Below are 22,189 nucleotides of genomic sequence, written 5' to 3' on the forward strand. Positions count from 1 at the left end.
CGAGTACTTGCTAAGCGCTTGGCGGCCAGTTCGGTTCCTGTACTCCAAAATAGCCGCATGGAGCATTTACTGATCAGATGGAGTGACTTAGTAAGTATTTTAAGGCAAAAAATCAGAAATATAGAGCAATTTATTCGATTCCAGCAAAAAAGGGTCAGCCCCTCACGTAATGTGCGGTGACCTCAAAACTGACTTATAACATCAATCAGTACTGCCCCGAACCTTTTCCGCCTCACGCTTTAATTCGTCGGCACGCTTCTTTGCTTGCGCCCTTACACGATCGGCCTCCGCGTCGAACTTTTCCGCTGTAACATCGGCTTTCCTCTCCACATTGATCGCTTCGGCTTTCAACGCGGCAGCAGCGGCTTCGGCCGACTTACGAGCCGCATTGGCGGCTTTGTCCCGCACCTCTCCCGCCCGTTCCGCGGGGCCTGACCCAGTATATTCGACACCGGAAGCAGCCGCCGCTGTTTCGTCCTGCTTTTTTCCCGCTTGCTCGTTTGGGCCATCACACGCGGCCAGCGCGAAAACAGAAAGAACGAGAGGAAAAAAGGGTTTCATGGACGTTACTCCTGGCTTTACGGATTCAACGTTACGTCTCGCAATAAGTGCCCGGCTCGAAAGTTCGCACGGCTTTCGGCGAGATCAACGATCACGATGCTCAGGTAAAAATGCGCAACGGGGTTGTGCCAAGCAGCGGGACTTCCGGTCTGGACGAAGTTCTGCGCCCCGGTCACGCCCGAGAAATCGGGTTCGGCTGCGACATGTTGACGCTGGCGACTTCCCAAGATGCGTTCGAAAGCATCAAACCGTTCAAGAGCGACAATCGTGCCGGATCGATTGTCTTGCGGACTGGCTACTGAACATGACCGGGGACCGGCATCATACTGCGGACGCCTGCGTGTCTATATAAAGATAGCTTGGGTCGAATTGCCCTCGCACGACTAATTCCGCCGGGTTGGTGATTTCCACAAGCGATGATCTGAACACGCAAAGCCGCTCCTCTCGCAACTGACGAAGCACGCGGTTCACATGAACATTGGTCAGCCCGCAGATCTCCGACAAGTCGGTCTGCGTCAGCGGGAGCGCAAAGCGCCGACCGTCGCTGAGTCCCGCGGCGACGAGACGCATGTTGGTTTCGCAAAGAAAATGCGCGACCCGGCCGACCGCATCCAGCCGGCCCAGCCGAAACAGCCATGCGCGGTGTATTGCGGCATCGATCAGCGTCGCGAACCACAGCTTTCGGCCCAGAGCCGGACTTTGCGAGATGATCGCATCCAGCTGGCTATGGGGCACGACCGCGACCTTGGCGGACGTCATCGTGGCCACGTCATGGTCCAGAGTCTGCAAGGGATAGGCGTGAAGGTCCACGAAGTCGCCGGGAACATGGATTGCCACCAATTGCCGCAAACCATTGCGATCATCGATGTAGCGCGACATGATGCCTTCGGTCAGCAGCATGCTGTGCCGCAGCGGCGTACCGGCTCTAACGATTACCTGCCTTGCTTCCAATGCGCGCACCTCGACGATCCCCGCTTCCAGCCTTTCGCGTTCGCGGGGGGACAAATTGATGCCCGTTTTCTCCCTGAGAAAGCGGTCGGTAAGCAGACGGGAATTCCTTTCATATCCGGCAAGAGGCAGACCTCACTAGGTGTAAATCCGCAGGCGCACGGACGTTGCAGATCAAGCCTCCGGAAAACGTACTGACGTAAGTTAATTCTGCGCTCCGCCCGGCAACCCGGCGCTCCATCGGCATGTTTAGCGGAGACTGAAACCCAAGGCATGCGACCGTCATTCCGACGTTTTGTCCACCTTGCATTCCATTTACAAAAGGATAGCCAGATGGCCAGGACGCCCGATAAAGCGCCTTCCGTGCAAGCGAATAATGCCACGCCGAGCGACTTCGCTCCGGTCGACGTGAGAGGCGAATCTCCGCAAAAGGCGCCCGCGATACCGGCGGACGCTGACATATCCTTCACTTTTGCCGAAGTGCAGGCGCCCGGCGGCGATACGCACCAGGTTGCCGGGGGGGAGCTCGAAACACTCACCACCCAGCAGGGTATTCCCGTCGCGGACGACCAGAACAGCCTCAAGCAGGGTCCGCGCGGCCCCACGTTGCTGGAGGATTTGCATTTCCGCGAGAAGTTGTTTCACTTCGACCATGAGCGCATTCCCGAGCGCGTGGTCCATGCGCGCGGATACGGAGCGCACGGCTTCTTCGAACTGACCGACAGCCTGGTGGATGTCAGCCGTGCCGACGTCTTCCAGCGCGTGGGAGAGCGCACCCCGGCTTTCGTTCGGTTCTCGACGGTCGCCGGTTCGAAGGGGTCCCCGGACCTGGCCCGCGACGTGCGTGGCTTCGCGGTCAAGCTCTACACCCAGGAGGGTAACTGGGATCTCGTCGGCAACAATATCCCGGTGTTCTTTATCCAAGACGCGATCAAGTTCCCCGATCTGATCCATGCCGCCAAGCCCGAGCCGGACCGCGACTTTCCGCAGGCCCAGACCGCCCATGACAATTTCTGGGACTTCGTCAGCCTGACCCCGGAAAGCTTCCACATGATCATGTGGACAATGTCCGACCGCGCGATCCCGCGTTCGCTGCGCACGATGGAAGGCTTCGGGGTGCATACCTTCCGGCTGGTTGATGCCGAAGGCAAGTCGACGTTCGTGAAGTTCCACTGGAAGCCGAAACAAGGCCTCCAGTCGGTCGTCTGGAATGAGGCGGTCAAGATCAACGGCGCCGACCCCGACTTCCACCGCCGCGACTTGTGGGATGCGATCAATTCCGGCGACTTCCCCGAATGGGAACTCGGGGTCCAGCTGTTCGACGACGCCTTCGCCGACAGCTTCGATTTCGACGTGCTGGATGCGACCAAGTTCATTCCCGAGGAACTCGTGCCGATCCGCATCGTCGGCCGCCTTGTGCTCGACCGCGTGGTCGACAACTTCTTCGCCGAGACGGAGCAGGTTGCCTTCTGCACCCAGAATGTTCCGCCCGGCATCGACTTCTCCAACGATCCGCTGCTTCAGGGCCGCAATTTCTCCTACCTCGATACCCAGCTCAAGCGGCTTGGCGGTCCGAATTTCACGCATATCCCGATCAATGCGCCCAAGTGTCCGATGGCTCACTTCCAGCAGGACGGGCACATGGCCATGCGCAACCCCAAAGGCCGCGTGAACTACGAGCCGAACAGCTGGGGGCCCACGGAAGGCGGTCCGCGCGAAGATCCGGTACGCGGCTTCACCAGCTTTGCGGAAGCGGCTGACGGCCCTAAGCAGCGGGTTCGGTCCGAGAGCTTTGCCGATCACTACAGCCAGGCCCGGCAGTTCTTCGTCAGCCAGACGCCCATCGAACAGAAACACATCGGCGATGCGCTGGTTTTCGAGCTGTCCAAAGTGGAGCGTCCGGACATCCGTTCGCGCACCGTCTCGCACTTGCTGAACATCGATGCCGGACTGGCTGCCACGGTTGCAGACGGGCTTGGCCTGGCGCTTCCCGATGCGGCCATCGCGGCGCGGGAGCCGATCACCGACCTTCCGCCATCTGACAAGCTCAGTATCGCCAAGAACGGCCCCGACAGCTTCAAGGGCCGCAAGCTCGGCATCCTGCTCAGTAACGGGGCAGATGCCGAAATCTTCGCCGCCTTGCTGGAGGCCGTGGAAGCCGAGGGCGCCGTCTACGAAGTGATCGCGCCCAAGATCGCCGGCGTTACCTTGTCGGACGGGACGAGCGTTGCCGCGAAGCACAAGATCGACGGCGGGCCTTCGGTGCTGTTCGACGCGGTTGCTGTGGTGGTATCCAACGAGGGCGCCGAATTGCTGTCGCTCGACGCGGCAGCGAGAGACTTCGTCACCGATGCCTTCGCCCATTGCAAGTTCATCGGACTCACCGACGAGGCTGAGGAAATCTTCGACAGGGCCGGCATTTTCGAGGATCTCGACGAAGCCTGCATTCCGCTGGAAACCGGCGCGGATGCCGAAACCTTCCTGACGGCCTGCCGCGCGCTTCGCCACTGGCCGCGCGAACTGGAGGTCGATCTGGATGCACGGCCCGCAGACTGACCGCGCGATGTCTTCCACCCGCTATCCCGGAGCCGATGCCCCTTCGTCTCCGGGCGACGGGCGGGAACGGCGGCGTGAACGGCGACTGCGGATCGGCATCATTGCCCACCTGCGCCACCCCATTGCAGAGCCTTTCGCCGGTGGGCTTGAGATGCACACGCACCTCCTCGCGCGGGCGCTGCGCGAACGCGGCCATGCCGTAACGGTTTTCGCCTCCTCCCACTCGGAGAGCCGACTGGGCCTGGAAGCGATCTGCACGGAGACTGCGCTGGCCTCCGTCGGCACAACGGAGGCGACCAACGTCGCATTTTTCAGGGAACACCACGCCTATCTCAGCCTGATGAATGGACTGCGGCGGCGCGATTTCGATGTAATCCATAACAATTCGCTCCATTACCTGCCGGTGACGCTGGCGGATTCGCTCCCGATGCCAATGGTGACGACCTTGCACACCCCGCCGTTTTGCTGGCTGGAGAGCGGCGTGCGGCTCTGTTCGGCACGAAACCATGCCTTCGTCGCCGTCTCGCAGTCGGTCGCCGCGCTCTGGAAACATGTCGCGAAGGCGGACGAAGTCATCCTGAACGGCATCGACCTGAACGATTTCGCATTCCGCCGCCAAGCTGACGAGACAGGCTATCTCGTGTGGTACGGGCGGCTCGTGCCGGAAAAGGGCCTGCATTTCGCCATCGCCGCGGCGCGCCGTATCGGCCTGCCGCTGCGCATTGCCGGACCGATCCTCGACCAGGACTACTTCCGCACCCGCATCGCCCCGCAGCTGGGCGCCGATGCTGTCCATGTCGGCCATCTCGCGCATAGCGACCTCGCTCGACTGGTCGGCGGAGCACGGGCATTCCTCTGCACGCCGATGTGGGACGAACCCTACGGCCTGGTGGTAGCCGAAGCGCTGGCCTGCGGTGTCCCGGTGGCCGCCTTCGCGCGCGGCGCCATCCCGGAGATTCTCGATCCCAGCTGCGGCGTGCTGGCGATGCCGGATGATGTCGCCTCGCTCGCCGCCGCCGGACGTACCGCCCTCACCCTCGACCGGCGGGACTGCCGTAAGCGCGCCGAGCACATATGCAATGCCCGGCGGATGGTTGACGATTACGAGGCACTCTATCGGCGCCGGATCGCCATGGGGCGCGCCGATGCCCTGCTGGCGTCACCAGGGCCCCTTGCGGAAGCTGCGGTTGGCGCGCCGCTGGATAACAGCATACATGCGTGAGGACCGCCTCGAGTTGTGCGTCTGCGTCCCGGCCCGCGACGAATCGGACCGGCTGCCGGTACTCATGGACGCCCTGGCGGCGCAGAACTGGAACGCGCCGGTCATCGTCGCGGTCGCCGTCAACAATTCGACCGACGACAGTATCGCCGTGCTGGAACAGGCCCGGCGTCGCCATGCCGGACGGCTGTCGATCCATGCCGAAGAGGCGACTTTCCCCCCGGCCCGTGCCCACGCCGGCTTTGCCCGTCGGATGGCGATGACCATGGGCCTCGCCCTGCTGGCCGAGCCGGAACGCGGCATCCTGGTCAGCACCGACGCGGATACCCGGCCGCCATCCGAATGGCTCGCCAACATTGCCCGCGCCATTGCGCGTGGAGCCGATCTGGTCGGCGGCCGGATCGCAATCGAACCGGCCGAACCTTTGCCGCCGGGCGTGCTGGTCCTGCGCCGGGCCTGGGAGCGATACTGGCAGGCCGTGCGCGCCATCGAGGACGACCTCGACCCGGTGCCGTGGGACCCGGCGCCGCGCCACGGCGATCATACCGGCGCCTCGCTGGCAATCCGGGCGGAGCTCTACATTCGCTGCGGCGGGGTGCTGCCGCTCGCTTCCGGCGAAGACCGCGCGCTGGTGACGGCCGCGCTGGCGAAAGGGGGACGGCTCGCCCATCCCGCCGATGTCTTCACTTTCGTCTCCCCCCGCCGCGAAGGCCGGGCAGAAACCGGCATGGCTCTGGCGATGCAGGATCTGTTCGACCTTGCCGCACGCGGCGAGCCTCCCCGCGCGCCTGCATTTTCGCACTGGCGCGAGCGGGCGTTGTGGCGGCAACGCCTGCGGGCCACTCCGGAAGGCGCGGCCCTGATCGCGCAGACGGAACCGCAATTGCCGCCGATGCCGCATGACATGATCCTGGAGCTCGTTTCGTGACCCTTCGCCCGATCGGCTACTATGTCCATCACCACGGCGCCGGGCACCGCGCCCGCGCCGCCGCCATTGCCGCCGCTTCTGGACGGCCCGTCGTTCTGCTGGGCACGGGCATCGGCGACGCGGGCATCGATCTGCCGGACGACCGCCCGCCTTCTCTTCGCTTCGACGGATTGGACGAGGCGCCCTGCCGCCCCGCCGCGCTCCACTACGCGCCGCTCGACCATGCCGGCATCCGCAGCCGTGTGGCGCGCATCACCGCCTGGATCGCGCAGGAGCGCCCCTCACTGATGGTCGTCGACGTCTCGGCCGAAGTGGCGATGCTGGCGCGGCTCGCCTCGGTCCCGACGATCTGCGTCCGCCTCAATGGCGAGCGCAGCGATACCGCCCATCTCGAGGCGTTCCGGGGAGCGACGGCTCTGCTGGCTCCGTTTTCCCGCATGCTGGAAGCACCCGGCACGCCCGATTGGGTAAGCAAGAAGACCTGCTATTTCCCCGGCATCACCGCCGCGCCTGCCAGTGATGCACCGATGGCGCGCCGCGTTCTGGTCGTCTGCGGACGCGGCGGTGTGCCCGGGGACGGGAAGTGGATTGCCGCTGCGGCCCGCGCATGTCCAGCATGGGAATGGCGCGTGATCGGCCCGGCCCATGCCCGTGCGAATATGCCACCGAACCTGGCTTTCGCCGGATGGAGCGACGTACCCGAGCGCGAGATCGCCCGGGCCGCGATCGTCGTGGGCGCGGGCGGAGATGGCCTGGTCGGCGCGGTGGTGGCAGCCCGCCGGCCCTTCATCTGCATTCCCGAGAGCCGCCCTTTCGGCGAACAGCATGCCACCGCCACCGGCCTCGCCGCGATGCAGGCTGCACTCGTCCTTTCCGAATGGCCCCCCGCCCAACACTGGCCGAACCTCATCGAACAGGCCCTGCGCCTTCCGCCCGAAGCGCAAGGCGCGCTGCACGACGCGGCCGGTGCGCGAAAGGTCGCGTCCTGGCTGGCCGAACTGGCCGCTCCGCTTGAGCGCGCGGCATAGTGGCATCCACCCTCACCTCGTCCGATCCGCAAGGACCGGCAGTGCGGGCGGCGGCGATAGCGCTTCGCCTTGCAGATCTTGGTGCACGCTACGATGCGGCGCCGGTCTTTCCCGCCGGCAGCATGCGCTGCCTAGCCTCGGCAGGATTGCACCGCGATTTTGCATCGCCCGCCAGCGGCGGTAGCCGTTTCACCGATGCACCCGCGCGGCACCGTGCGCTGCTGGACGTCCTGCGAATCGTCGGCCGCGCCGACCTCAGTCTGGGCCGCCTCTACGAAGGCCATGTGAATGCCCTGGCCTTGTTCGAATGGTATGGCTCTCCCACTCAGGCTAAACGGCTAAAACAGGAATTGGAGCAAGGGACATTCTACGGCGTCTGGGCCACAGAACCAGCCCCCGGCGTGGCACTCGTCATCGACAGCGAGGGTGTGCGACGGCTTAGCGGCGCCAAGTCCTTCGCAAGCGGCGCAGGAGGGCTGGAGGCAGCCGTCGTCACGGCACAGCCGCCTGAAGGCCCTCGGCGGCTGGTGACTGTGACCGCCAACGATCCGGACCGCGCCGACTTGTCGGGATGGCGCGTTCGCGGCATGCGGGCCACCAACAGCGGCTTTTACGACCTGACGGGTGTCCGCGTCGAGGAGATCGACCTGCTGGGCCTGCCCGGCGACTACGACCGTGACCCGCGCTTCACCACCGGAGCCTGGCGTTTCACCGCCGTGCAGCTTGGCGGTATCGAGGCATTGCTTACCGAGACCCGGCTCGCCATGTCCGAGGCCGCGCGACGCGACCCGCTGCAACGCGCAAGGTTCGCAGACGGCGTCGCCGCTGCCCGCACCGCTTATCTCTGGGTGCGCGAATGCGCGATGCGCGCGGCTCGGGACGACAAGGACGGCCCGGCCTTCGCCCGCATGACCCGCGGCGTCGTTGAGCGCGCCGCGCTCGACGTGATGGAACTGTCCGCCCGGATCGTCGGCACCCGCAGCGCCATGGACGGGGGGCGGATCGACAAGATCACCCGCGACCTCGCCCTCTACCTTCGCCAGGCCGGTCCGGATCACGCCCGCGACCAGGCGGCGCTTGCCTGGCTCGATCGCGATGCCTGGGGCGACGGTGACGCCTTATGGTAACGCTCTCGCTCGTCGACCGGCCCTGGCGCCACTTGCGCTGGCTGGTTCTCGCGCCGCATGCCGACGATGAAACCCTGGGTGCCGGCGCTTTGATCAGCCAGACCGCAGCCGGCGGCCATTTCGCGGCGCTTGTCTACCTGACCGACGGATCGGGATCGCACGCCGATCGAGCCGGACTTGCGGCACTTCGGAAACGGGAAGCCGCTGCGGCTCTTTGTCTGCTGACAGGAAGCCGCGGTTCCCGGCCCATCCACCTCGGCTGGAAAGACGCCGCGCCCGCGGCGCCCGAAAGCAGAACCTTCGCCCGCACCACCTCGGTGCTCGGTGCCTTGTGCCGCCGCCTGCGGGTCGATGCCATCGCCGTGACCGCCCGGCACGAACCCCACTGCGATCATGCCGCCGCCGCCAGCCTCGCCTATGCCGTGCGTGCCACCGCAAAACGCAGGCTGATCGTGGCGGAGTACTGCGTTTGGGCCGAGATTCCGCAGGGGCGCAATTACCGAAAGCTCGGCACGCGGTCGATGCTCGCCGGAAGACGCCGACAGGCCTTGCGCGCGCATCGCAGCCAACTCACACCTTTTCGAGGTCCGGGCTTTCGCCTGCCCCCCGATCGCCGGCGAATGCCTGCCGCCGACACCCTGTTCCTGCGGAGATTCCCATGATCCGGCCATCCGCCAGCATCACTCCCGAGTATTTCGAAGAGATGTTCCGACAGACCGAAGACCCGTGGGAGCTAGAGACAAGCACCTATGAGCGTGAGAAGTACGCGCATACGATTGGCGTTCTTGCGAGCCGGACTTACGAGAACGCTTTAGAGATCGGCTGCGCCAAGGGCGTCCTCACGCAGATGCTGGCACCCCATTGCGACAAGCTGCTGGCCGTCGATGTCAGCCCTACTGCGCTGCGCGCGGCAAGGGCGCGCTGCGCGGCTCTCGGCCATGTGTCCTTTGCCAGGATGGCGTTCCCCGGACTGGCACCCGCCCCTTCGTTCGATCTCGTCGTGCTATCCGAAATCGCCTATTACTGGTCCGATCCCGACTTGCAGGAGGCGGTCCGGTGGCTGGGCTCGCATGTCGCCCCGAACGGAGAAGTGCTGCTGGTTCACTGGACTGGCGCAACCGACTATCCTCAAAGCGGGGACGAGGCCGTTCTCAAACTACGGACCATGTTGGGCACGCGGGTCGAGGTAATCGCGGCCGATCGCATGCCGCACTATCGGCTCGATCTATGGCGCCTGCTGCCATGACGATCAGCGTCCTGACCCTGGTCAAGGACCGGCCAACCCATCTGGCCCATCTGGTCGAAGGGCTGCGCCGCAGCGCCACCATGCCGGACGAACTTGTCGTCGTGGACATGGGGAGCGCCCCCCCGGTCGCCATGGACGACGTACCCTTTCCGGTGCGAATCCTGCGCTTTGCCCAGACAGGCCTTCCCCTGGCAGCCGCGCGCAATGCGGCGGCGCGGGAAGCAGGCGGAGAAGTGCTGCTGTTTCTCGACGTCGACTGTATTCCCATGCGGGGTCTGGTCGGGGCCATGGCGAAAGTGGTTGGAACGCAAGACGCGCTGGTATGCGCGCAAGTACGCTATCTCGGGCCGGATGACGCGCGGGGAGAGTGGCAGGAGGCCGACCTGCTGTCGCGTTCGTCGGGACATGCGGCGCGCAGTTTTCCCGCCAGCGGGCTGCGTGCGGTGCATGACGCGGGATTATTCTGGTCGCTGGTGTTCGGCATACAGCGCGGCACGTTCCATGACCTCGGCGGTTTCGACGAGGCCTTCACCGGCTATGGCGCGGAAGATACCGATTTTGGATTTCGTACAAGAGAGGCGGGCCTGCCGCTGCTGTTCATGGGAGGCCCCGGAGCTTTCCACCAGTTCCACGATACGTTCGAACCACCGTTCCAGCATTTCGAAGATATTGTGCGCAACGCGCGCGTGTTCCGGGAAAAGTGGGGGAGGTGGCCGATGGAGGGCTGGCTCTCCGCCTTCGATCGCGCGGGATTGATCGCCTGGACCGAGGACAGGATCGTGGTCCACAGAGCGCCTACGGTCACCGAACTCGCGTCAGCCCGGGTGTTCGCGGCGCTCTCCTAACGAGAAGGGCTGGCGGCCAAGCCGCCAGCCCTCTCCTCAAGAAAATGGCATTTAGCGTTCCATCGAATGCTTGATGTCGCGCATCTCATCGTGACCCGCCTTGACCGAGACGTAGCACGTCTCGATCAACTGGCGCACTCCGGGCGAGAGTTCGCGGTCTTCGAGAGCATCTTCGAACTTCGCCTTGATATGATCCTCGCCCGCTTCGACTTCGTTGACGATCGCCTTGTCGTCATGACCGGTCATTGACGCCTTGAGATTGAGGAACATGCGGTGAGCTCCGGCAAGAACAGTACCGTCGTCTTCCGCATTGCCGCCCAGACGCACAACTTCCTGCTGAAGCCGTGAGGCAACTTCTCGGCGTTCGGAAGCGCGGCTGGTGAACAATGATCCGAAGCGACCGGTTTCGCTGTCCTTCGCTGCCTCGGTATAACCGTCCACACTGTCGATTGTGGTCGCGATCAAAGAGTTGAGCGTCGAGATATCGTGGGAAGTCTCAGGCATTTTTCATTCCAATCAAAATGGTCGGAACGACTATCGTCCGGACTGTGGCAAAACGCCGACGCCGGTAAAAAGAAGCAGCCCTCGACCAAAAATTAACCTGAGTCAGTGCGATTTCGTGTTCCCCATTGAAATTCCGGCTCGGGCTCTGGCTAGGCACGGAGAATCTCTTCAACCCTCTCCATCAAGCTGAGCGGCTTCCAGGGTTTGCGAATGAATTGTCCAGGCTGCGGCAAGGCCTCGGTGCTCGGACAATGATCGCCGGATGTCAGCAGAAGCCGTATCAGCGGCCAACGCCAGTGCACGAGTTCAGCCAGTTCGAGCCCGCCCATTGTCCCCCCGATGTCGATATCCGAGAACATCAAACAGATATCTTCTTGATTATCAAGAATTTTTATCGCTTCGACGGCACTTCCGGCCTCGACAACTTCGAACCCAGCCTCGGTGAAGATGTCTGCGGCCAGCATTCGCACCAGAGCGTCATCTTCGACAACCAGCACCGTCATTCCAAAATAGTCACCATGCACGACCGCTCTCCTGCCGGGGAGCTGCCCGGTACCTGATCAATGCCGCTCCTGCGAAGAAGTTCTCGGCATCGGAGAATTTACCCGGCCGTGTTCATTAGTGGCATGGTGAAAGTGAAGCGGGTTTCGCCGTCGTCCGAGCGCACCGCGAGCATGCCGCCATGCGCGCGGGCAATCTCGGAAGCGATATGCAATCCGAGACCTAATCCTTGTCCCCGACCGGCGCCGCGCTGAAAGGGCTGAAACAACCGTGCCATGGTGTCCGCCGCGATGGGTTTTCCGCTGTTGGCGACTTCAATTGTCAGGTTTCCATCCGCCGTTCTTGCCTCCAGCCTGACCGGGGTGCCCGGGAGGCCATGCGTCAAAGCATTTCCGAGCAAGTTCGAAACCAATTGTCCGATGCGGAGGCGGTCGCAGTCGACCGGTTCATCAAGAAAATAGAGGACATCGACCTGCCGTTCCGGTGCGATTGAACGCAGTTCCTCGACCACTTGGCGTAGCACCGTCTCCAGGGGTTCGCGTGCATCGCGTGACAACGTAATGCCTCCGCCCAGGCGACCTCGGGCGAAATCCATGACATTGTCGATCAGCCCGAAAGCCCGCACAGCGCTGCCCTCCATCAAGCGCAGCACCATGCGCCCGCGGTCGCTCAGTTCTTCCTGATCGAGCATACGAATACCGCTGACGATTGAAGCCACCGGATTGCGCAGATCATGTCCGAGCACGGCGATGAACTGTTCGCGCAAATCCGAGTCTGCATGCGCTGCTTTAACTTCGGCCTGGGCTTCGTTGCGCTCGCGTAGCAAGTTGCGTTCGTAAGCGCATCGTTCGGTAGCGACGAATACCGTCAACCGAATGTACCAGATCCGCCCATCCCCATCCCGGCGTTCGATCGCGTCGACCAGGCTGGGGAGGATGCGACCATCGGCGGCGACGATGTCCAGTGCGACTTGGCTGAAGCTGCCTTGCATACGCAATATCGGCGCGAATTGAGTCTCGTAGAAAGTCCTGCATGCAGTTGATAGAAGTTCGGAAAAGCGTTTACCCACCAGATTGTCGGCAGCAATCCCGATCCAGCCGGCAAAGGTACCGTTCGCCCGGGTGATGCGACCGTTCCGATCCGTCGAAAGGTATCCGCAAGGCGCGGTCTCGAAAAGGTCCTCGAAATCAAGCTCTACGCCCGATCCTGGCGCTTCGAGAAGCGGGTTCTCAGACAAAGGCCCTGATCGCCTCGACCGTCGCGCGAGATTCCGGTTCGAAGCGCAGCGCGACATAACCCCATATGTACTGGTCACAGCCGGACCCATGCGCGGATATCACCGTCCGTTCTGGGCTGGCGCCTCTCAGGACGTTAAGCTGGCGCAAAACCTTGGTTTCGCTACCGCCTTCCGGTAAGCTACCGGCTGCTTGCGGGAATGAAGAACTTGACGACATGGTATGGGTACCCAGTGTCCAATGCATGAGGTGTGCGGATCACGTTGCTCCGGACATCATCGAACCGGTTCTACCAGAACATTCCGACCTTTCCTAATTCGGAACGGGGTTCCTGGTTCCATGGGCAGCCTGCCAGCCGGACCGCCGTGGAACTCTGGACTGCGAATATCCGCTATCAGAGCAGAAGCCTCTTGGCCTGGGTAGACAAATCGAGTGAAGAACGCGGGCTCGCTACACATCTCCTACCGCTGAAGAGGACCATTTCGCCGCCTCAACGATGAGCCGCTTGTCATTCTGCCACCCGCGTTGGATATCTCACCGTCCAGCAGGTGCAGACCGTTGGAGCGGCCAGAGCGTTCGAAAAAACCAGCCATTGCCCGGAGCGTCTACCGGGGAAAGCTGCTGTTGAAGCTGAATGACTGGCTCCGGAGCGGGCCGGCACTCGTCACCGCCAAGAAGAACTCCCAGTCGGCAAACCACCTAAACCACATGATCGTCCAAGGCTGGGCAACCCTGTCTCGTAATAGCCAGCGACAAGTTTGCGTCGAGCCGGTCCGCCTGATGCCATGCATCCAGCCAAGCGATGAGCGGTCCGGTGAAGCATGTGGGCTGGACGTGCACAAGAACGCAATAGCTGGACGGTTTGGATCTCAAGCTGAATATCTGGGGCGAGGCCGGGCCATCCCTGATCCCAATCAGCCATGCTGACCGGATTAAAAAGGCGTTCAACCATGGTAATTCGCCGCAAGGCCCCCCAAATAGGGGCTATCGCACTTCCATAGCCTCGGGCTCGGGTGCGGCTGAGAGACAATTCGCGCTCCCGCTCGCTGATGGAGGCGCTCTGTGTCTCTCACTTCCATTCTCGTCGCAATTGGAGAACTTACCCCTTCCGGCCCCGTTTGTCCGGTCGATCACGAATTGATCGCCGCGCGGCGGAGCGCTGTCCGAATCTTGCGCGAGGACAGCTGGGAAAATGAGGGTGGCGGCCTTGGCACAACACGCGTCTTGCCATTGCCTCGCACGTTCCAAGCACTGGAAATAGGCACGATCCACAGGGCAATCGCCCACACCGGAAATGACGCTGCGCGCTCGTGATATTGCCAGCCTGCTGGCAGTAACCGACACTTTCAAGGAAAGACCGATGGAACTCACTTCCACTTTCTGCAGGGAACAGGAAGCGTTTCAGCGCAACCGTGCTGCCAGCGCAGTTCTGGATAATGTCCGCGTGGTCGCCTCGCGCGCTGCCGCAGCATGGGCTTACGAAGCGCTCGCTGCTGACCGGCGCGAGGCAAGCAGGGAGCGCCTGCGCATGATCGCCTGCATCGCGGCTGTCGAGGTCGAGCGTCCTGGGGATCGGGAAGAGGCCGGTCAGAACGAAAACCCGGACCGTGGAGGCGCGGATGCCTGAAACCGGCCTTCACGAATAGCGCGGCGTTTCGCGCTAAAAAGGAAATTGCCATGTCAGAACGAAAGATACAGTTTGCCAGAAGCTCCAATGGAGACCGTTGGTCGCTCCTCGTCCGCCCAGGCATGAAGACGCCCATCGTACTGCACGAACCCAATCCGGCATCAGGCGGAAAAGCCAGCCGGATAGGGATCGAAAGTTTCCTGCAGCGCGATCCCGGCGCACCTCAATCAATTGCATTGATTGAAATGGCGACAGGACTCGTGGCCTCGACGCTCAAGAAGCCAACCGGCCGCACCGCTTTTCTCGAGCACCTCAGGAACATCTCGGAAGACGCAGTCGGGAACGCCTTAACGGGATCCAGGGTCGCTCTTCCCCTGACGACGCCCTACGAAGCCCTGGAATTCTTCAACTGCATGCTCGACACTCTTACAGATCAGCGCGAGGAAGACCTGGCCGCCAATGCGACGCGCATTCCCGCCGGTTTCGGCAGCACCCATCCAGGCGCGCCCCGTAATCCAGCGTCCGATTAACGGCTCCAGGGGGCTACACGCGGCGCACATGCGTCGTCAGGCTCGGCATCCGGTCGCCGCAACATTTGCCAAGGACATCCGCTACCGCCCCGAACCTTTCCTGATTGAACGGGCGATCGTCGCGGGCTGCGAATTTCTCTCCCCCATCGGCCACCTTTGCGATACGCTGGTGTCCGGCCGCAGCGGTACAGGTTGCGCAGCTATGCCCGGCTTGATCTTCCGCTCGCGCTGAGGGGCCGCCTTGATCGGAATCCCGCTGACAATCCGGACCAGGCCAATCCGTTAGCCTGTCGCTGCCGATTGGACCGAAGCGGCGTGCGAGGCAGCGATCGACCTTCACCTGAGGGGTACACAATGCCTCACGACACGCCTCTGATTGCCACGATCGTAACGAGCCTGGCCCTGGCTCTGGTCGGGGGATTCGTCGCCATTCGGCTGAAGCTGCCGCCGCTCGTCGGCTATCTCCTGGCAGGGGTCGCGGTTGGCCCGTTCACCCCGGGTTTCATCGGCGACGCAGGGCTGGCCAACCAGTTGGCCGAGATCGGCATTATCCTGCTCATGTTCGGTGTTGGCCTGCATTTCTCGATCAAGGATCTCATTTCCGTTCAGAAGATCGCCATTCCCGGCGCTTTCGCCCAGATCGTGATTGCGACCATTCTGGGAATGACTCTCGCCTTTTTCTGGGGTTGGACGCCCGGTGCCGGACTGGTCTTCGGACTCGCCCTCTCGGTGGCCTCGACGGTGGTGCTGCTGCGCGCGCTCGAACAGCGTAACGCGCTGGGTTCGAGCAATGGCCGGATCGCGATCGGCTGGCTGATCGTGGAGGATCTGGTCATGGTCCTGGCATTAGTGCTGTTGCCGGCGCTTGCCGGCGTGCTGGGGGGCAAGGGACATGCCGGCGGCGGCGCCGATATCGCCCTTGTCCTGTCGCTTACCCTGGGAAAGGTGGTACTTTTCCTCACCCTGGTGCTGATGATCGGCACTCGAGCGGTTCCGTGGATACTGGGACGGGTTGCGCGCACTGGCTCGCGGGAGCTTTTCACCCTGTCGGTCCTCGCGACAGCGCTCGGTATCGCCTACGGTTCAGCCGCCCTGTTCGGTGTATCCTTTGCCCTCGGGGCATTTTTCGCGGGCGTAGTGCTTAGTGAAAGCGACTTCAGCCATCAGGCGGCGGCCGATTCCCTTCCCCTGCAGGATGCCTTTGCTGTGCTGTTCTTCGTCTCGGTAGGCATGTTGTTCGATCCAGCTATCCTCGTACGGGAGCCCTTGTCGGTACTGGCTGTTCTCGCGGTGGTCCTGATCGGCAAGTCGGTTGCAACCTTCGGGATCGTACTCGCTTTCGGATATCCGGCCTCGACGGCGCTGACGGTTTCGGCGAGCTTGGCGCAAATCGGCGAGTTCTCCTTCATTCTGGTCGGCCTTGGCGCGGGGCTAGGGCTGGTCTCGACCGAAGCGCGAGATCTGGTGCTGGCCGGCGCCCTGCTCTCGATTGCTCTCAATCCGCTGGCCTTCCTCGGCTTCGACGCGCTGGACCGGTGGCTGCGCCGACGACCGGCCCTGCTATCACTGCTCGAGCGCGGCGGCGGACTGGGCTTGTCCACCCTTCCCGACGTGGCCGAGAACGCTCATCACGACCATGCGATCATCGTCGGTTATGGCCGGGTAGGCCGGGTCGTCGGCATGACCCTTGCGCGGGAGAATCTGCCGTTCGTCATAGTGGACAGGGATCGGAGACGGGTCGAGGCACTCCGCTCGCGCCGGGCCCCGGCCATTTATGGAGAAGCCTCGACGGCGGGTATTCTTGAAGCGGCAGGGATAGCCCACGCTCGCGTGCTCGTGATCGCGACGCCCGAAAGCTTCCAGACGCGCCGAATCATCGAAATCGCCCGGGAATGCAATCCAGCGCTCGATATCGCCGTCCGGACGCACAGCGATGCGGAAGTTGCCCGTCTGGAGAGCGAAGGTGTCGGCCTTGCGATCATGGGTGATCGCGAATTGTCGTTCGGCCTGACTGAATATGCATTGCGCGGCCTTGGTCTCTCCACTGAGCGAGCAGCATGGATCGTTCAAAAGGAGAGACTGTCCGGCGACGGCGGTGCGTTCGAGCGGCGGCCCGAAGTCCCTTCGTCGGAAGTGCCGGAACTACGGCACCGTCGCTCGGATGAAGAAGACTTTTGATGTCCGCACCGTCGGCATCTTCTTCGCCGAACGCCTTGTACCGCGTGCCGTTTTTTGCATCGGGATCCTGGCGTTCAGCGCCCACCGCGGCTCCCGGGCGAGATTCGGTAGGTAAACGAGAGAAATCCCGTGGGAAGCGTCTTGTGCCTGACGAGCGGACTGGAAGCTGTTCGGCCCAGCAGTGTCGTGGCGCCGAGCGAGCAGCTTACGCTGACGCGATTGTCGAGGCGATAGATTGCAGTCAGCAGCGCGGAGGCATCCTTGAAACCTGCCTTGCCCCGCCAGGTGCCGAGGCCTTGCCGCCATCCTTCTCGATGTATTTCGTCTGGTTCGCCAGCGCCTGCGCCGGGGTGAGATCCTGCGTGTTATAGGATCCCCAATTGTGCCGCCGGATTCAGAGGCTTCTGCCATCGCTCTATCCGGTTGACCGGAATAACGGGCAGAGCGGGAAATCTGGCTTTGAAGCCGGGCTACTTCCCGCAACGGAATGCCGTTTCGCGCCCGTTGTGGCCTTGCAGCTCAAGCATCCGGCCGTCCGGGGTAACGCCGATTTCCGCATAATCGCGGCGACCGTCCGGCAGGGTGTGGATCACCAGAACTTTCTGTGCGTCGCGGTAACGACGGGAGGGCAAAACCAACCGGCGCCCGGATTGCAGCATCTCCAACGTGAACGAGGAAGGCAGGGGAACGAAGGTCTTCACGACGGTCATCCGCATCCGCCCGAGCATCTCGGTGCCGGCGATCCTCAGAATACCGTCGGGCGGCAGCGCATCGTCCGCTTTGGCAGGGGCCGACGCGCAGAGGTCCTGCTTCCCCACCCATAGGCCGACAAGCGGTTTCGGCACGATCGGCTTGTCGAGCGGGATATAGACCCGCCTGCTGCCGAGCGGTCCGGTGATGAGGGCGCCGTTACCCTCGATCCGGATGCCCTGTATCGCATTGGGATCGCGGCGAGCGGGGGGCTTCGGCTTTTGCGTTGGCGATAGCGGCGGTGTGGGCGGCACGGTCACCGTCATCGGCTCGTCCTGCGCGGCAAGGCCCTGGGATGCCGCAAAGGCCATGGCGCCAGCGAGAGCCGCGGCGATGACGGCGCGGCTCCGGCCCGGCATCATCGCCCTTCGTCCGCGACCGGGAAATAGGTACCCGAAAGCGATCCGTTCAATCCGCAATATTCCGGCGGCATCGGACTCTCCGTGACTGTCAGCAACGGTCCCTCCCGCGTCAGCGCGATGCTGGCCGTGTCCGGGTCGTCGATTGCCACTTTCCAGGTGCTTTGGGCGGCCTGCTTCGCACGGCCCTGCGCTTCACAGACCCAGCGGCCTGTTGTCGGCTCCGCGGCGTTGGCTTCGAAAGTCAGGTTTCCCGAAGGACTGCGCCGGATCACGATCGCACCGGCAACGTTGCGCCAGGTGCCGACGACGCCTGCCGGAACCGATGACCGGATGGCGTTCAGGAACTTCAGGCGATACCGCAAGGTATCGGCAAGATCCCGGATCGTCGGGGCCACCGTGCCGGGATCGTCGCGTCCGGCGATGAACCACTTCTGATCCTGCTTGAGCCGTTCGGCGGCGGAGCCTCCCAACTGCGCGAGCAGAGCCTTGTAGCGCAATGAAATCTGCCGATCGAGCGTGGCCAGCTGCAGATTGGCGCAGATCATCTTCTCGCTTCGCGAGGACGCCTTGCTGCATTCGAAGGACGGCGAAGCCGCTGACGCCGGAGCAACCGATGCCAGCAGTCCCAGAGCCGCAGCAAGCACGCTCCATCCGAAACGAACACTCATGGGCACTCCTTTCACGATTGCGGCTGTCCCGCCGCAGTGGTGCGCAGCAAACCGGATGCCGTTCGCAAGGCTGGTAAAATCAGCAGCATGCTGATGCTCCCCTGCGCCAGACAACCAGTGATCGCTGTTCAATTATAGGATGTCAACCGCGCGCCGCCAAATAAATGATCGATGTAAAATTTAATTTGAACGACGATCATTTCTCGCTAGGGTCGCGCCTTCCCACGCAAGGCGGCGATCCCGGTCAGGAGGAGCATGATGAAACGTTTGGCCCTCACGCTCGCCGCGCTATCGTTTGCTGGCACCTCTTCCACGCATGCCGCGCCAAACAGCTTTGCGCAACGTGATCGATCCGGGCATCTGCTGGCCTATCTAACCGAAGGCGAGGACTTGCCAGACAGTCAGCCGAAAGACATTTTCGGGATTCCGGGAACCGACATCGTCTATTCCGTCCGGAAGGATGACACAGGAGCCCATCTCCGGTTCGGCAAGCCCGGGGAACCGGGACGCGACCTGCCGACAGGCCTGTTGCTGCGCGGCGGGACCACGGTGCGGGCGTGGCCGATGTATGTCGCCGTCAACGCAGTGACGCCCGAGAACGAGCCGGTCTTTCTGCTCGGCGTCGTGACAAGGGAAACCGGAGGCCGCTCCGGGGATGGCGCCAGCGAAGAGAGGCTGCACCTGTTCCGTGTGGACAATCCTGGCACCGACCACGCGCGGGCGGCGGAGATGGTGAGCCTGCCAATCGCCGCAATCCGGCAAATTCCCCTGTGTCATTCGCAGAAGGAAACGCAAGAGCACCCGGATGCCTGCCGGGGCGAACTGTCCTACGAAGCCTTCCTGCATCTCGATACCGAGCGCAACGACGCCTGGCCCGAACTTGTCTACGAAAGCCGGGCAAGTGCCCGCCCGGGCCTGCTGATGGCACAGGACAGTCTGCCGGATGGGCCGCTCGATGCCGCGAAGATGGTCAGGCAGCCGGACACCCAGTGCAGCGTCCAGCGCCCGATACGTTACGATCCGTTGACCCGCCGCTATGAACTGCAGCCGGCAGCCCACCGCCTCGCCGTACCAGCCGATTGCAGCGGCTATTTCCTGCCGCCCGCTCATCCTCTGCAAAGTCTGTGCAGTTCGTTTGCCGCACGTGTCCTCGTCGGCCAGTCCAGGATAAACGACAGGGCTGCCCGGCAGTTCAGTGGTGCCCGGATCATCCGTCAGATCAAGCCGGGCGACACGACGTCGCAGGACAAGCAGGCCGATCGCCTGACGATAGAAACGGAGCCGTCCTCCGGCCGGATCGTGAAGGCCTACTGCGGCTGACGGCATGTTTGCCGGAGATCCCAAGCACAAATTCCTGGGCCAGCCGCCCTGCATGCCAGTCCATCGTCCGGGAAGGTGTGACAAACGCCGGTAGCGGACGGCCTTTGGAAGCTCACCGATAAGGCAAAAGCAAGCCATTCGCCTGATCGTGCCCGCTTCGTGCCCCAACCGAGCCATTGCCGTCATGGCTACGGACAGCCTGCTTCCTTTCGATGGCGAACAACCAAAATCACCGCCGTCTCGCCATTGAGGCGATAAAGAGCGACATAGCCGCTGTGTCCTAAATCTATCAGGTTTTCTCGATAATCGGGATCCATATCTTCCACCGGACGACCGATAGGCGGTGATGCAACCAAGATCTTCACACCTGCCCGGATGGTCGCCGCCGCGCGGGTCGCTGCCTCGGCATCCTAGGGCAAAAGCCGACATGCTCTGGGACGAAACCGCAAAAAGCGGGCCCGACCGGCCTGACGGATGCGGACATCGATTTCCTGCTCGGCTATCAGGCTATGTCGCGATGGACGGTCAGCTTCAGAAGGCCAATGGGCGCAGCAAGGACGCGATGGCGATTCAGAAGAACTGTGAGACTATGGTGAATGCTGCCCGGCCGGAGAGGTGATGCAGGCCGGGCTTGATACCGGCTGGCAGGCGATCCCAATCACCTGCCCCACCGCCGAAGCGGTCACTTGGGTGGGCACGTCCATCCGCGCTGCCGCAACCGAGAAGTAAACTAACAGGCGCTTGCGCGAGAACAACTACCCTTTCGATAAGTTAATCCCCACCTTACAGCCCTCGAGAACCACCGCATCAGCTTTAAAAATTGCGGCGCTGCCGAATTAACAAAATGCAACTCGCGTTACTGTTTCGCTCGTCCCACAGTTCGGCTCATGGACCACTCGGGCGTGACCCTCCCTCCGAGCTGGCCCCTTACGCGCTGCGGCGCGTTGCGACCTAAACTCAGCCCCGGAGCCCAAAACGTGTTCCGGGGCTTTTTCCGCCGGAATGACGCTGGCGAAAGTAGTTGCCATGAATGCTCGTGCACGAAAAACCGGCCCGATGAGGATCCACTTACAGCGCAAGCTCGTATTCGAACTTGAACCGCCAGAGTTGGACGATCTCGACTTGTCTCCCTTCACGCATGCAGTCGACATCCGCGTCGGCGTAGTACCTGACGAGGAGGGGCTCTGGCTCACCATAATTCAAGAGCCCCCTCTCCCCTTGGAAGAGGTCCCGATCCTTCCAGGGTTCCACCGTATCTCGGTCCAGACCCCGCCGCCTCGGACATCGCCAACTCACTGAGTTGATGCGCAGCCAAAATCGAAGTGAGCCGGAAACGCGATGCCGCGGCGCGGGGTAGCTCCGCGACATCGCTCCGGTAGCTGCGGGCCGGGCTCGACACCGGCTGCCAGGCTATCTCAATTTCACCTGACCCGACCGCTAAAGCGGGCGCTTGAGAGGGCACGTCCATCCGCGCAGCCGCAGCCAAGCGAAGAGTATCATGACGAAAGCCGGGAACAATCGCCCTTTCAAGATGTTAACCCCGGACTGTCACAGGGACAGTGTTCTGTGCTGATTTCCCGAGACGCACCGGACTAGAGGCCGCCCGTGTCGCAAGGGGCGGCCTCTTTTTGTTTCGGCGCCCCTTTCAAGATGGGAAAACACTTAACAGCATTTGTCAAACAAATGACTTTGTTCAAATAACAAAACCATGACAGCCTAATCTCCTCAAAGTCTTTCAGGAGATCTCATGAAGCGTCTCGCATTATTCGTAGTAGCTAACGCATTAGCTGCCGTTGCGTCGAACGCCAATGCTCAAGAGGGCTCTCCGACACCGTATCAGCAGTGCCTGACGTGGGCCAGTTTCTGCGCGACCTACTATGAGGAGCGCGGCTTCACTTCAGGCGCCCAATGTTGGGACGAATCCTATCGGGATATTTGCACCGACACCACGGAACGGTGGGACCCGGTCACCAACTCCTACGCACTTTACTATGGGCCGATCAGAATGGTGTGGGGCCAGCCGTCGCGCATCGTTGAGAAAATGCCGGAGTAAGAC

The 22,189-nt window shown here is 62.6% G+C and carries 23 protein-coding genes and 1 pseudogene; 15 read left to right on the plus strand and 9 right to left on the minus strand.

All coding sequences use genetic code 11. The annotated features are described in order from the left end of the window. Positions 1-201: 201 nt before the first annotated feature. Entirely contained in the window at positions 202-561 is a 360-nt protein-coding gene (locus tag ACZ1II_RS22770; RefSeq protein ID WP_465145814.1) for a hypothetical protein, read from the minus strand. 47 nt (positions 562-608) lie between these two features. On the opposite strand from ACZ1II_RS22770, the gene ACZ1II_RS22775 reads away from it, so the two are divergent. Then, positions 609-863, plus strand: a complete 255-nt coding sequence (locus ACZ1II_RS22775; RefSeq protein WP_465145815.1) for a hypothetical protein — start codon at positions 609-611, stop codon at positions 861-863. Positions 864-882: 19 nt separating this feature from the next. Here the strand turns inward: ACZ1II_RS22775 and ACZ1II_RS22780 are convergent, their stop codons facing one another. After that, positions 883-1,608 (minus strand): Crp/Fnr family transcriptional regulator, encoded by a 726-nt coding sequence (locus ACZ1II_RS22780; RefSeq protein ID WP_465147371.1) that lies wholly within the window; start codon positions 1,606-1,608, stop codon positions 883-885. A gap of 234 nt (positions 1,609-1,842) precedes the next feature. Here ACZ1II_RS22780 and katE point away from each other — a divergent pair, with 234 nt between their 5' ends. From katE to ACZ1II_RS22820, 8 genes are all read left to right on the plus strand, one after another. Further along, a complete protein-coding gene (gene katE / locus ACZ1II_RS22785; RefSeq protein ID WP_465145816.1) occupies positions 1,843-4,065 on the plus strand; it encodes a catalase in 2,223 nt (740 codons plus the stop codon). Between the two features lie 85 nt (positions 4,066-4,150). Continuing rightward, positions 4,151-5,287: a glycosyltransferase family 4 protein gene (locus ACZ1II_RS22790; RefSeq protein ID WP_465147372.1), complete on the plus strand. Its 1,137-nt coding sequence runs from the start codon at positions 4,151-4,153 to the stop codon at positions 5,285-5,287. Further along, complete coding sequence (locus ACZ1II_RS22795) at positions 5,280-6,212, plus strand: glycosyltransferase family 2 protein (protein WP_465145817.1); 933 nt, start codon at positions 5,280-5,282, stop codon at positions 6,210-6,212. Before ACZ1II_RS22790 ends, ACZ1II_RS22795 begins: the two co-directional genes overlap by 8 nt. Beyond that, positions 6,209-7,240, plus strand: coding sequence for a glycosyltransferase (locus ACZ1II_RS22800; protein ID WP_465145818.1), 1,032 nt, complete (start codon positions 6,209-6,211; stop codon positions 7,238-7,240). Before ACZ1II_RS22795 ends, ACZ1II_RS22800 begins: the two co-directional genes overlap by 4 nt. Next, positions 7,240-8,367 carry an acyl-CoA dehydrogenase family protein gene (locus ACZ1II_RS22805; RefSeq protein ID WP_465145819.1) on the plus strand — a complete coding sequence of 376 codons (1,128 nt, stop codon included), beginning with the start codon at positions 7,240-7,242 and terminating at the stop codon, positions 8,365-8,367. Before ACZ1II_RS22800 ends, ACZ1II_RS22805 begins: the two co-directional genes overlap by 1 nt. Further along, a complete protein-coding gene (locus ACZ1II_RS22810; RefSeq protein ID WP_465145820.1) occupies positions 8,361-9,029 on the plus strand; it encodes a PIG-L deacetylase family protein in 669 nt (222 codons plus the stop codon). The genes ACZ1II_RS22805 and ACZ1II_RS22810 overlap by 7 nt, the downstream gene beginning before the upstream one ends. Beyond that, positions 9,026-9,613, plus strand: coding sequence for an SAM-dependent methyltransferase (locus ACZ1II_RS22815; RefSeq protein WP_465145821.1), 588 nt, complete (start codon positions 9,026-9,028; stop codon positions 9,611-9,613). The genes ACZ1II_RS22810 and ACZ1II_RS22815 overlap by 4 nt, the downstream gene beginning before the upstream one ends. Beyond that, a complete protein-coding gene (locus tag ACZ1II_RS22820) occupies positions 9,610-10,458 on the plus strand; it encodes a glycosyltransferase family 2 protein (RefSeq protein ID WP_465145822.1) in 849 nt (282 codons plus the stop codon). The genes ACZ1II_RS22815 and ACZ1II_RS22820 overlap by 4 nt, the downstream gene beginning before the upstream one ends. Positions 10,459-10,509: 51 nt before the next feature. Here the strand turns inward: ACZ1II_RS22820 and ACZ1II_RS22825 are convergent, their stop codons facing one another. The 3 genes from ACZ1II_RS22825 to ACZ1II_RS22835 form a co-directional block, all read right to left on the minus strand. Further along, a complete protein-coding gene (locus tag ACZ1II_RS22825; protein ID WP_465145823.1) occupies positions 10,510-10,962 on the minus strand; it encodes a PA2169 family four-helix-bundle protein in 453 nt (150 codons plus the stop codon). 149 nt (positions 10,963-11,111) lie between these two features. Beyond that, positions 11,112-11,486 carry a response regulator gene (locus ACZ1II_RS22830; protein ID WP_465145824.1) on the minus strand — a complete coding sequence of 125 codons (375 nt, stop codon included), beginning with the start codon at positions 11,484-11,486 and terminating at the stop codon, positions 11,112-11,114. A gap of 77 nt (positions 11,487-11,563) precedes the next feature. Continuing rightward, positions 11,564-12,700, minus strand: a complete 1,137-nt coding sequence (locus ACZ1II_RS22835) for a PAS domain-containing sensor histidine kinase (protein ID WP_465145825.1) — start codon at positions 12,698-12,700, stop codon at positions 11,564-11,566. Positions 12,701-13,992: 1,292 nt separating this feature from the next. Here ACZ1II_RS22835 and ACZ1II_RS22840 point away from each other — a divergent pair. From ACZ1II_RS22840 to ACZ1II_RS22855, 4 genes are all read left to right on the plus strand, one after another. Further along, the gene (locus ACZ1II_RS22840; RefSeq protein WP_465145826.1) at positions 13,993-14,325 is read left to right on the plus strand and encodes a hypothetical protein; all 333 of its coding nucleotides are present in this window, start codon (positions 13,993-13,995) and stop codon (positions 14,323-14,325) included. A 122-nt stretch (positions 14,326-14,447) separates the two neighbouring features. Further along, positions 14,448-14,855, plus strand: a complete 408-nt coding sequence (locus tag ACZ1II_RS22845; protein WP_465145827.1) for a hypothetical protein — start codon at positions 14,448-14,450, stop codon at positions 14,853-14,855. 28 nt (positions 14,856-14,883) lie between these two features. Next, a complete protein-coding gene (locus ACZ1II_RS22850; RefSeq protein WP_465145828.1) occupies positions 14,884-15,087 on the plus strand; it encodes a hypothetical protein in 204 nt (67 codons plus the stop codon). A 122-nt stretch (positions 15,088-15,209) separates the two neighbouring features. Further along, positions 15,210-17,033, plus strand: a complete 1,824-nt coding sequence (locus tag ACZ1II_RS22855; RefSeq protein ID WP_465145829.1) for a cation:proton antiporter domain-containing protein — start codon at positions 15,210-15,212, stop codon at positions 17,031-17,033. A 74-nt stretch (positions 17,034-17,107) separates the two neighbouring features. Here ACZ1II_RS22855 and ACZ1II_RS22860 read toward each other — a convergent pair whose 3' ends face one another. The 3 genes from ACZ1II_RS22860 to ACZ1II_RS22870 form a co-directional block, all read right to left on the minus strand. After that, positions 17,108-17,353 carry a MipA/OmpV family protein gene (locus tag ACZ1II_RS22860; RefSeq protein ID WP_465147373.1) on the minus strand — a complete coding sequence of 82 codons (246 nt, stop codon included), beginning with the start codon at positions 17,351-17,353 and terminating at the stop codon, positions 17,108-17,110. A gap of 150 nt (positions 17,354-17,503) precedes the next feature. Beyond that, complete coding sequence (locus tag ACZ1II_RS22865) at positions 17,504-18,049, minus strand: hypothetical protein (protein ID WP_465145830.1); 546 nt, start codon at positions 18,047-18,049, stop codon at positions 17,504-17,506. A gap of 92 nt (positions 18,050-18,141) precedes the next feature. Next, positions 18,142-18,813, minus strand: coding sequence for a lysozyme inhibitor LprI family protein (locus ACZ1II_RS22870; protein WP_465145831.1), 672 nt, complete (start codon positions 18,811-18,813; stop codon positions 18,142-18,144). Between the two features lie 258 nt (positions 18,814-19,071). On the opposite strand from ACZ1II_RS22870, the gene ACZ1II_RS22875 reads away from it, so the two are divergent. Beyond that, positions 19,072-20,133 carry an I78 family peptidase inhibitor gene (locus tag ACZ1II_RS22875; RefSeq protein ID WP_465145832.1) on the plus strand — a complete coding sequence of 354 codons (1,062 nt, stop codon included), beginning with the start codon at positions 19,072-19,074 and terminating at the stop codon, positions 20,131-20,133. A 188-nt stretch (positions 20,134-20,321) separates the two neighbouring features. On the opposite strand, the pseudogene ACZ1II_RS22880 reads toward ACZ1II_RS22875, so the two are convergent. Next, a pseudogene (locus ACZ1II_RS22880) lies at positions 20,322-20,522 on the minus strand (type II toxin-antitoxin system RelE/ParE family toxin); the annotation flags it as partial. Between the two features lie 1,358 nt (positions 20,523-21,880). On the opposite strand from ACZ1II_RS22880, the gene ACZ1II_RS22885 reads away from it, so the two are divergent. Next, on the plus strand, positions 21,881-22,186 hold the full coding sequence (locus tag ACZ1II_RS22885; RefSeq protein ID WP_465145833.1) for a hypothetical protein: 306 nt from the start codon (positions 21,881-21,883) through the stop codon (positions 22,184-22,186). The last annotated feature ends 3 nt before the right edge of the window (positions 22,187-22,189 follow it).

The sequence above is a fragment of the Novosphingobium sp. BL-S-20 genome, from assembly GCF_055521635.1.

Coding starts and splice junctions, on each gene's coding strand:
- ACZ1II_RS22770 (WP_465145814.1), bottom strand. CDS start 561: ATGAAACCCTTTTTTCCTCTCGTTCTTTCTGTTTTCGCGCTGGCCGCG.
- katE (WP_465145816.1), top strand. CDS start 1,843: ATGGCCAGGACGCCCGATAAAGCGCCTTCCGTGCAAGCGAATAATGCC.
- ACZ1II_RS22795 (WP_465145817.1), top strand. CDS start 5,280: ATGCGTGAGGACCGCCTCGAGTTGTGCGTCTGCGTCCCGGCCCGCGAC.
- ACZ1II_RS22810 (WP_465145820.1), top strand. CDS start 8,361: ATGGTAACGCTCTCGCTCGTCGACCGGCCCTGGCGCCACTTGCGCTGG.
- ACZ1II_RS22815 (WP_465145821.1), top strand. CDS start 9,026: ATGATCCGGCCATCCGCCAGCATCACTCCCGAGTATTTCGAAGAGATG.
- ACZ1II_RS22820 (WP_465145822.1), top strand. CDS start 9,610: ATGACGATCAGCGTCCTGACCCTGGTCAAGGACCGGCCAACCCATCTG.
- ACZ1II_RS22825 (WP_465145823.1), bottom strand. CDS start 10,962: ATGCCTGAGACTTCCCACGATATCTCGACGCTCAACTCTTTGATCGCG.
- ACZ1II_RS22840 (WP_465145826.1), top strand. CDS start 13,993: ATGACGCTGCGCGCTCGTGATATTGCCAGCCTGCTGGCAGTAACCGAC.
- ACZ1II_RS22845 (WP_465145827.1), top strand. CDS start 14,448: ATGAAGACGCCCATCGTACTGCACGAACCCAATCCGGCATCAGGCGGA.
- ACZ1II_RS22850 (WP_465145828.1), top strand. CDS start 14,884: ATGCGTCGTCAGGCTCGGCATCCGGTCGCCGCAACATTTGCCAAGGAC.
- ACZ1II_RS22855 (WP_465145829.1), top strand. CDS start 15,210: ATGCCTCACGACACGCCTCTGATTGCCACGATCGTAACGAGCCTGGCC.
- ACZ1II_RS22865 (WP_465145830.1), bottom strand. CDS start 18,049: ATGACGGTGACCGTGCCGCCCACACCGCCGCTATCGCCAACGCAAAAG.
- ACZ1II_RS22870 (WP_465145831.1), bottom strand. CDS start 18,813: ATGAGTGTTCGTTTCGGATGGAGCGTGCTTGCTGCGGCTCTGGGACTG.
- ACZ1II_RS22875 (WP_465145832.1), top strand. CDS start 19,072: ATGAAACGTTTGGCCCTCACGCTCGCCGCGCTATCGTTTGCTGGCACC.
- ACZ1II_RS22885 (WP_465145833.1), top strand. CDS start 21,881: ATGAAGCGTCTCGCATTATTCGTAGTAGCTAACGCATTAGCTGCCGTT.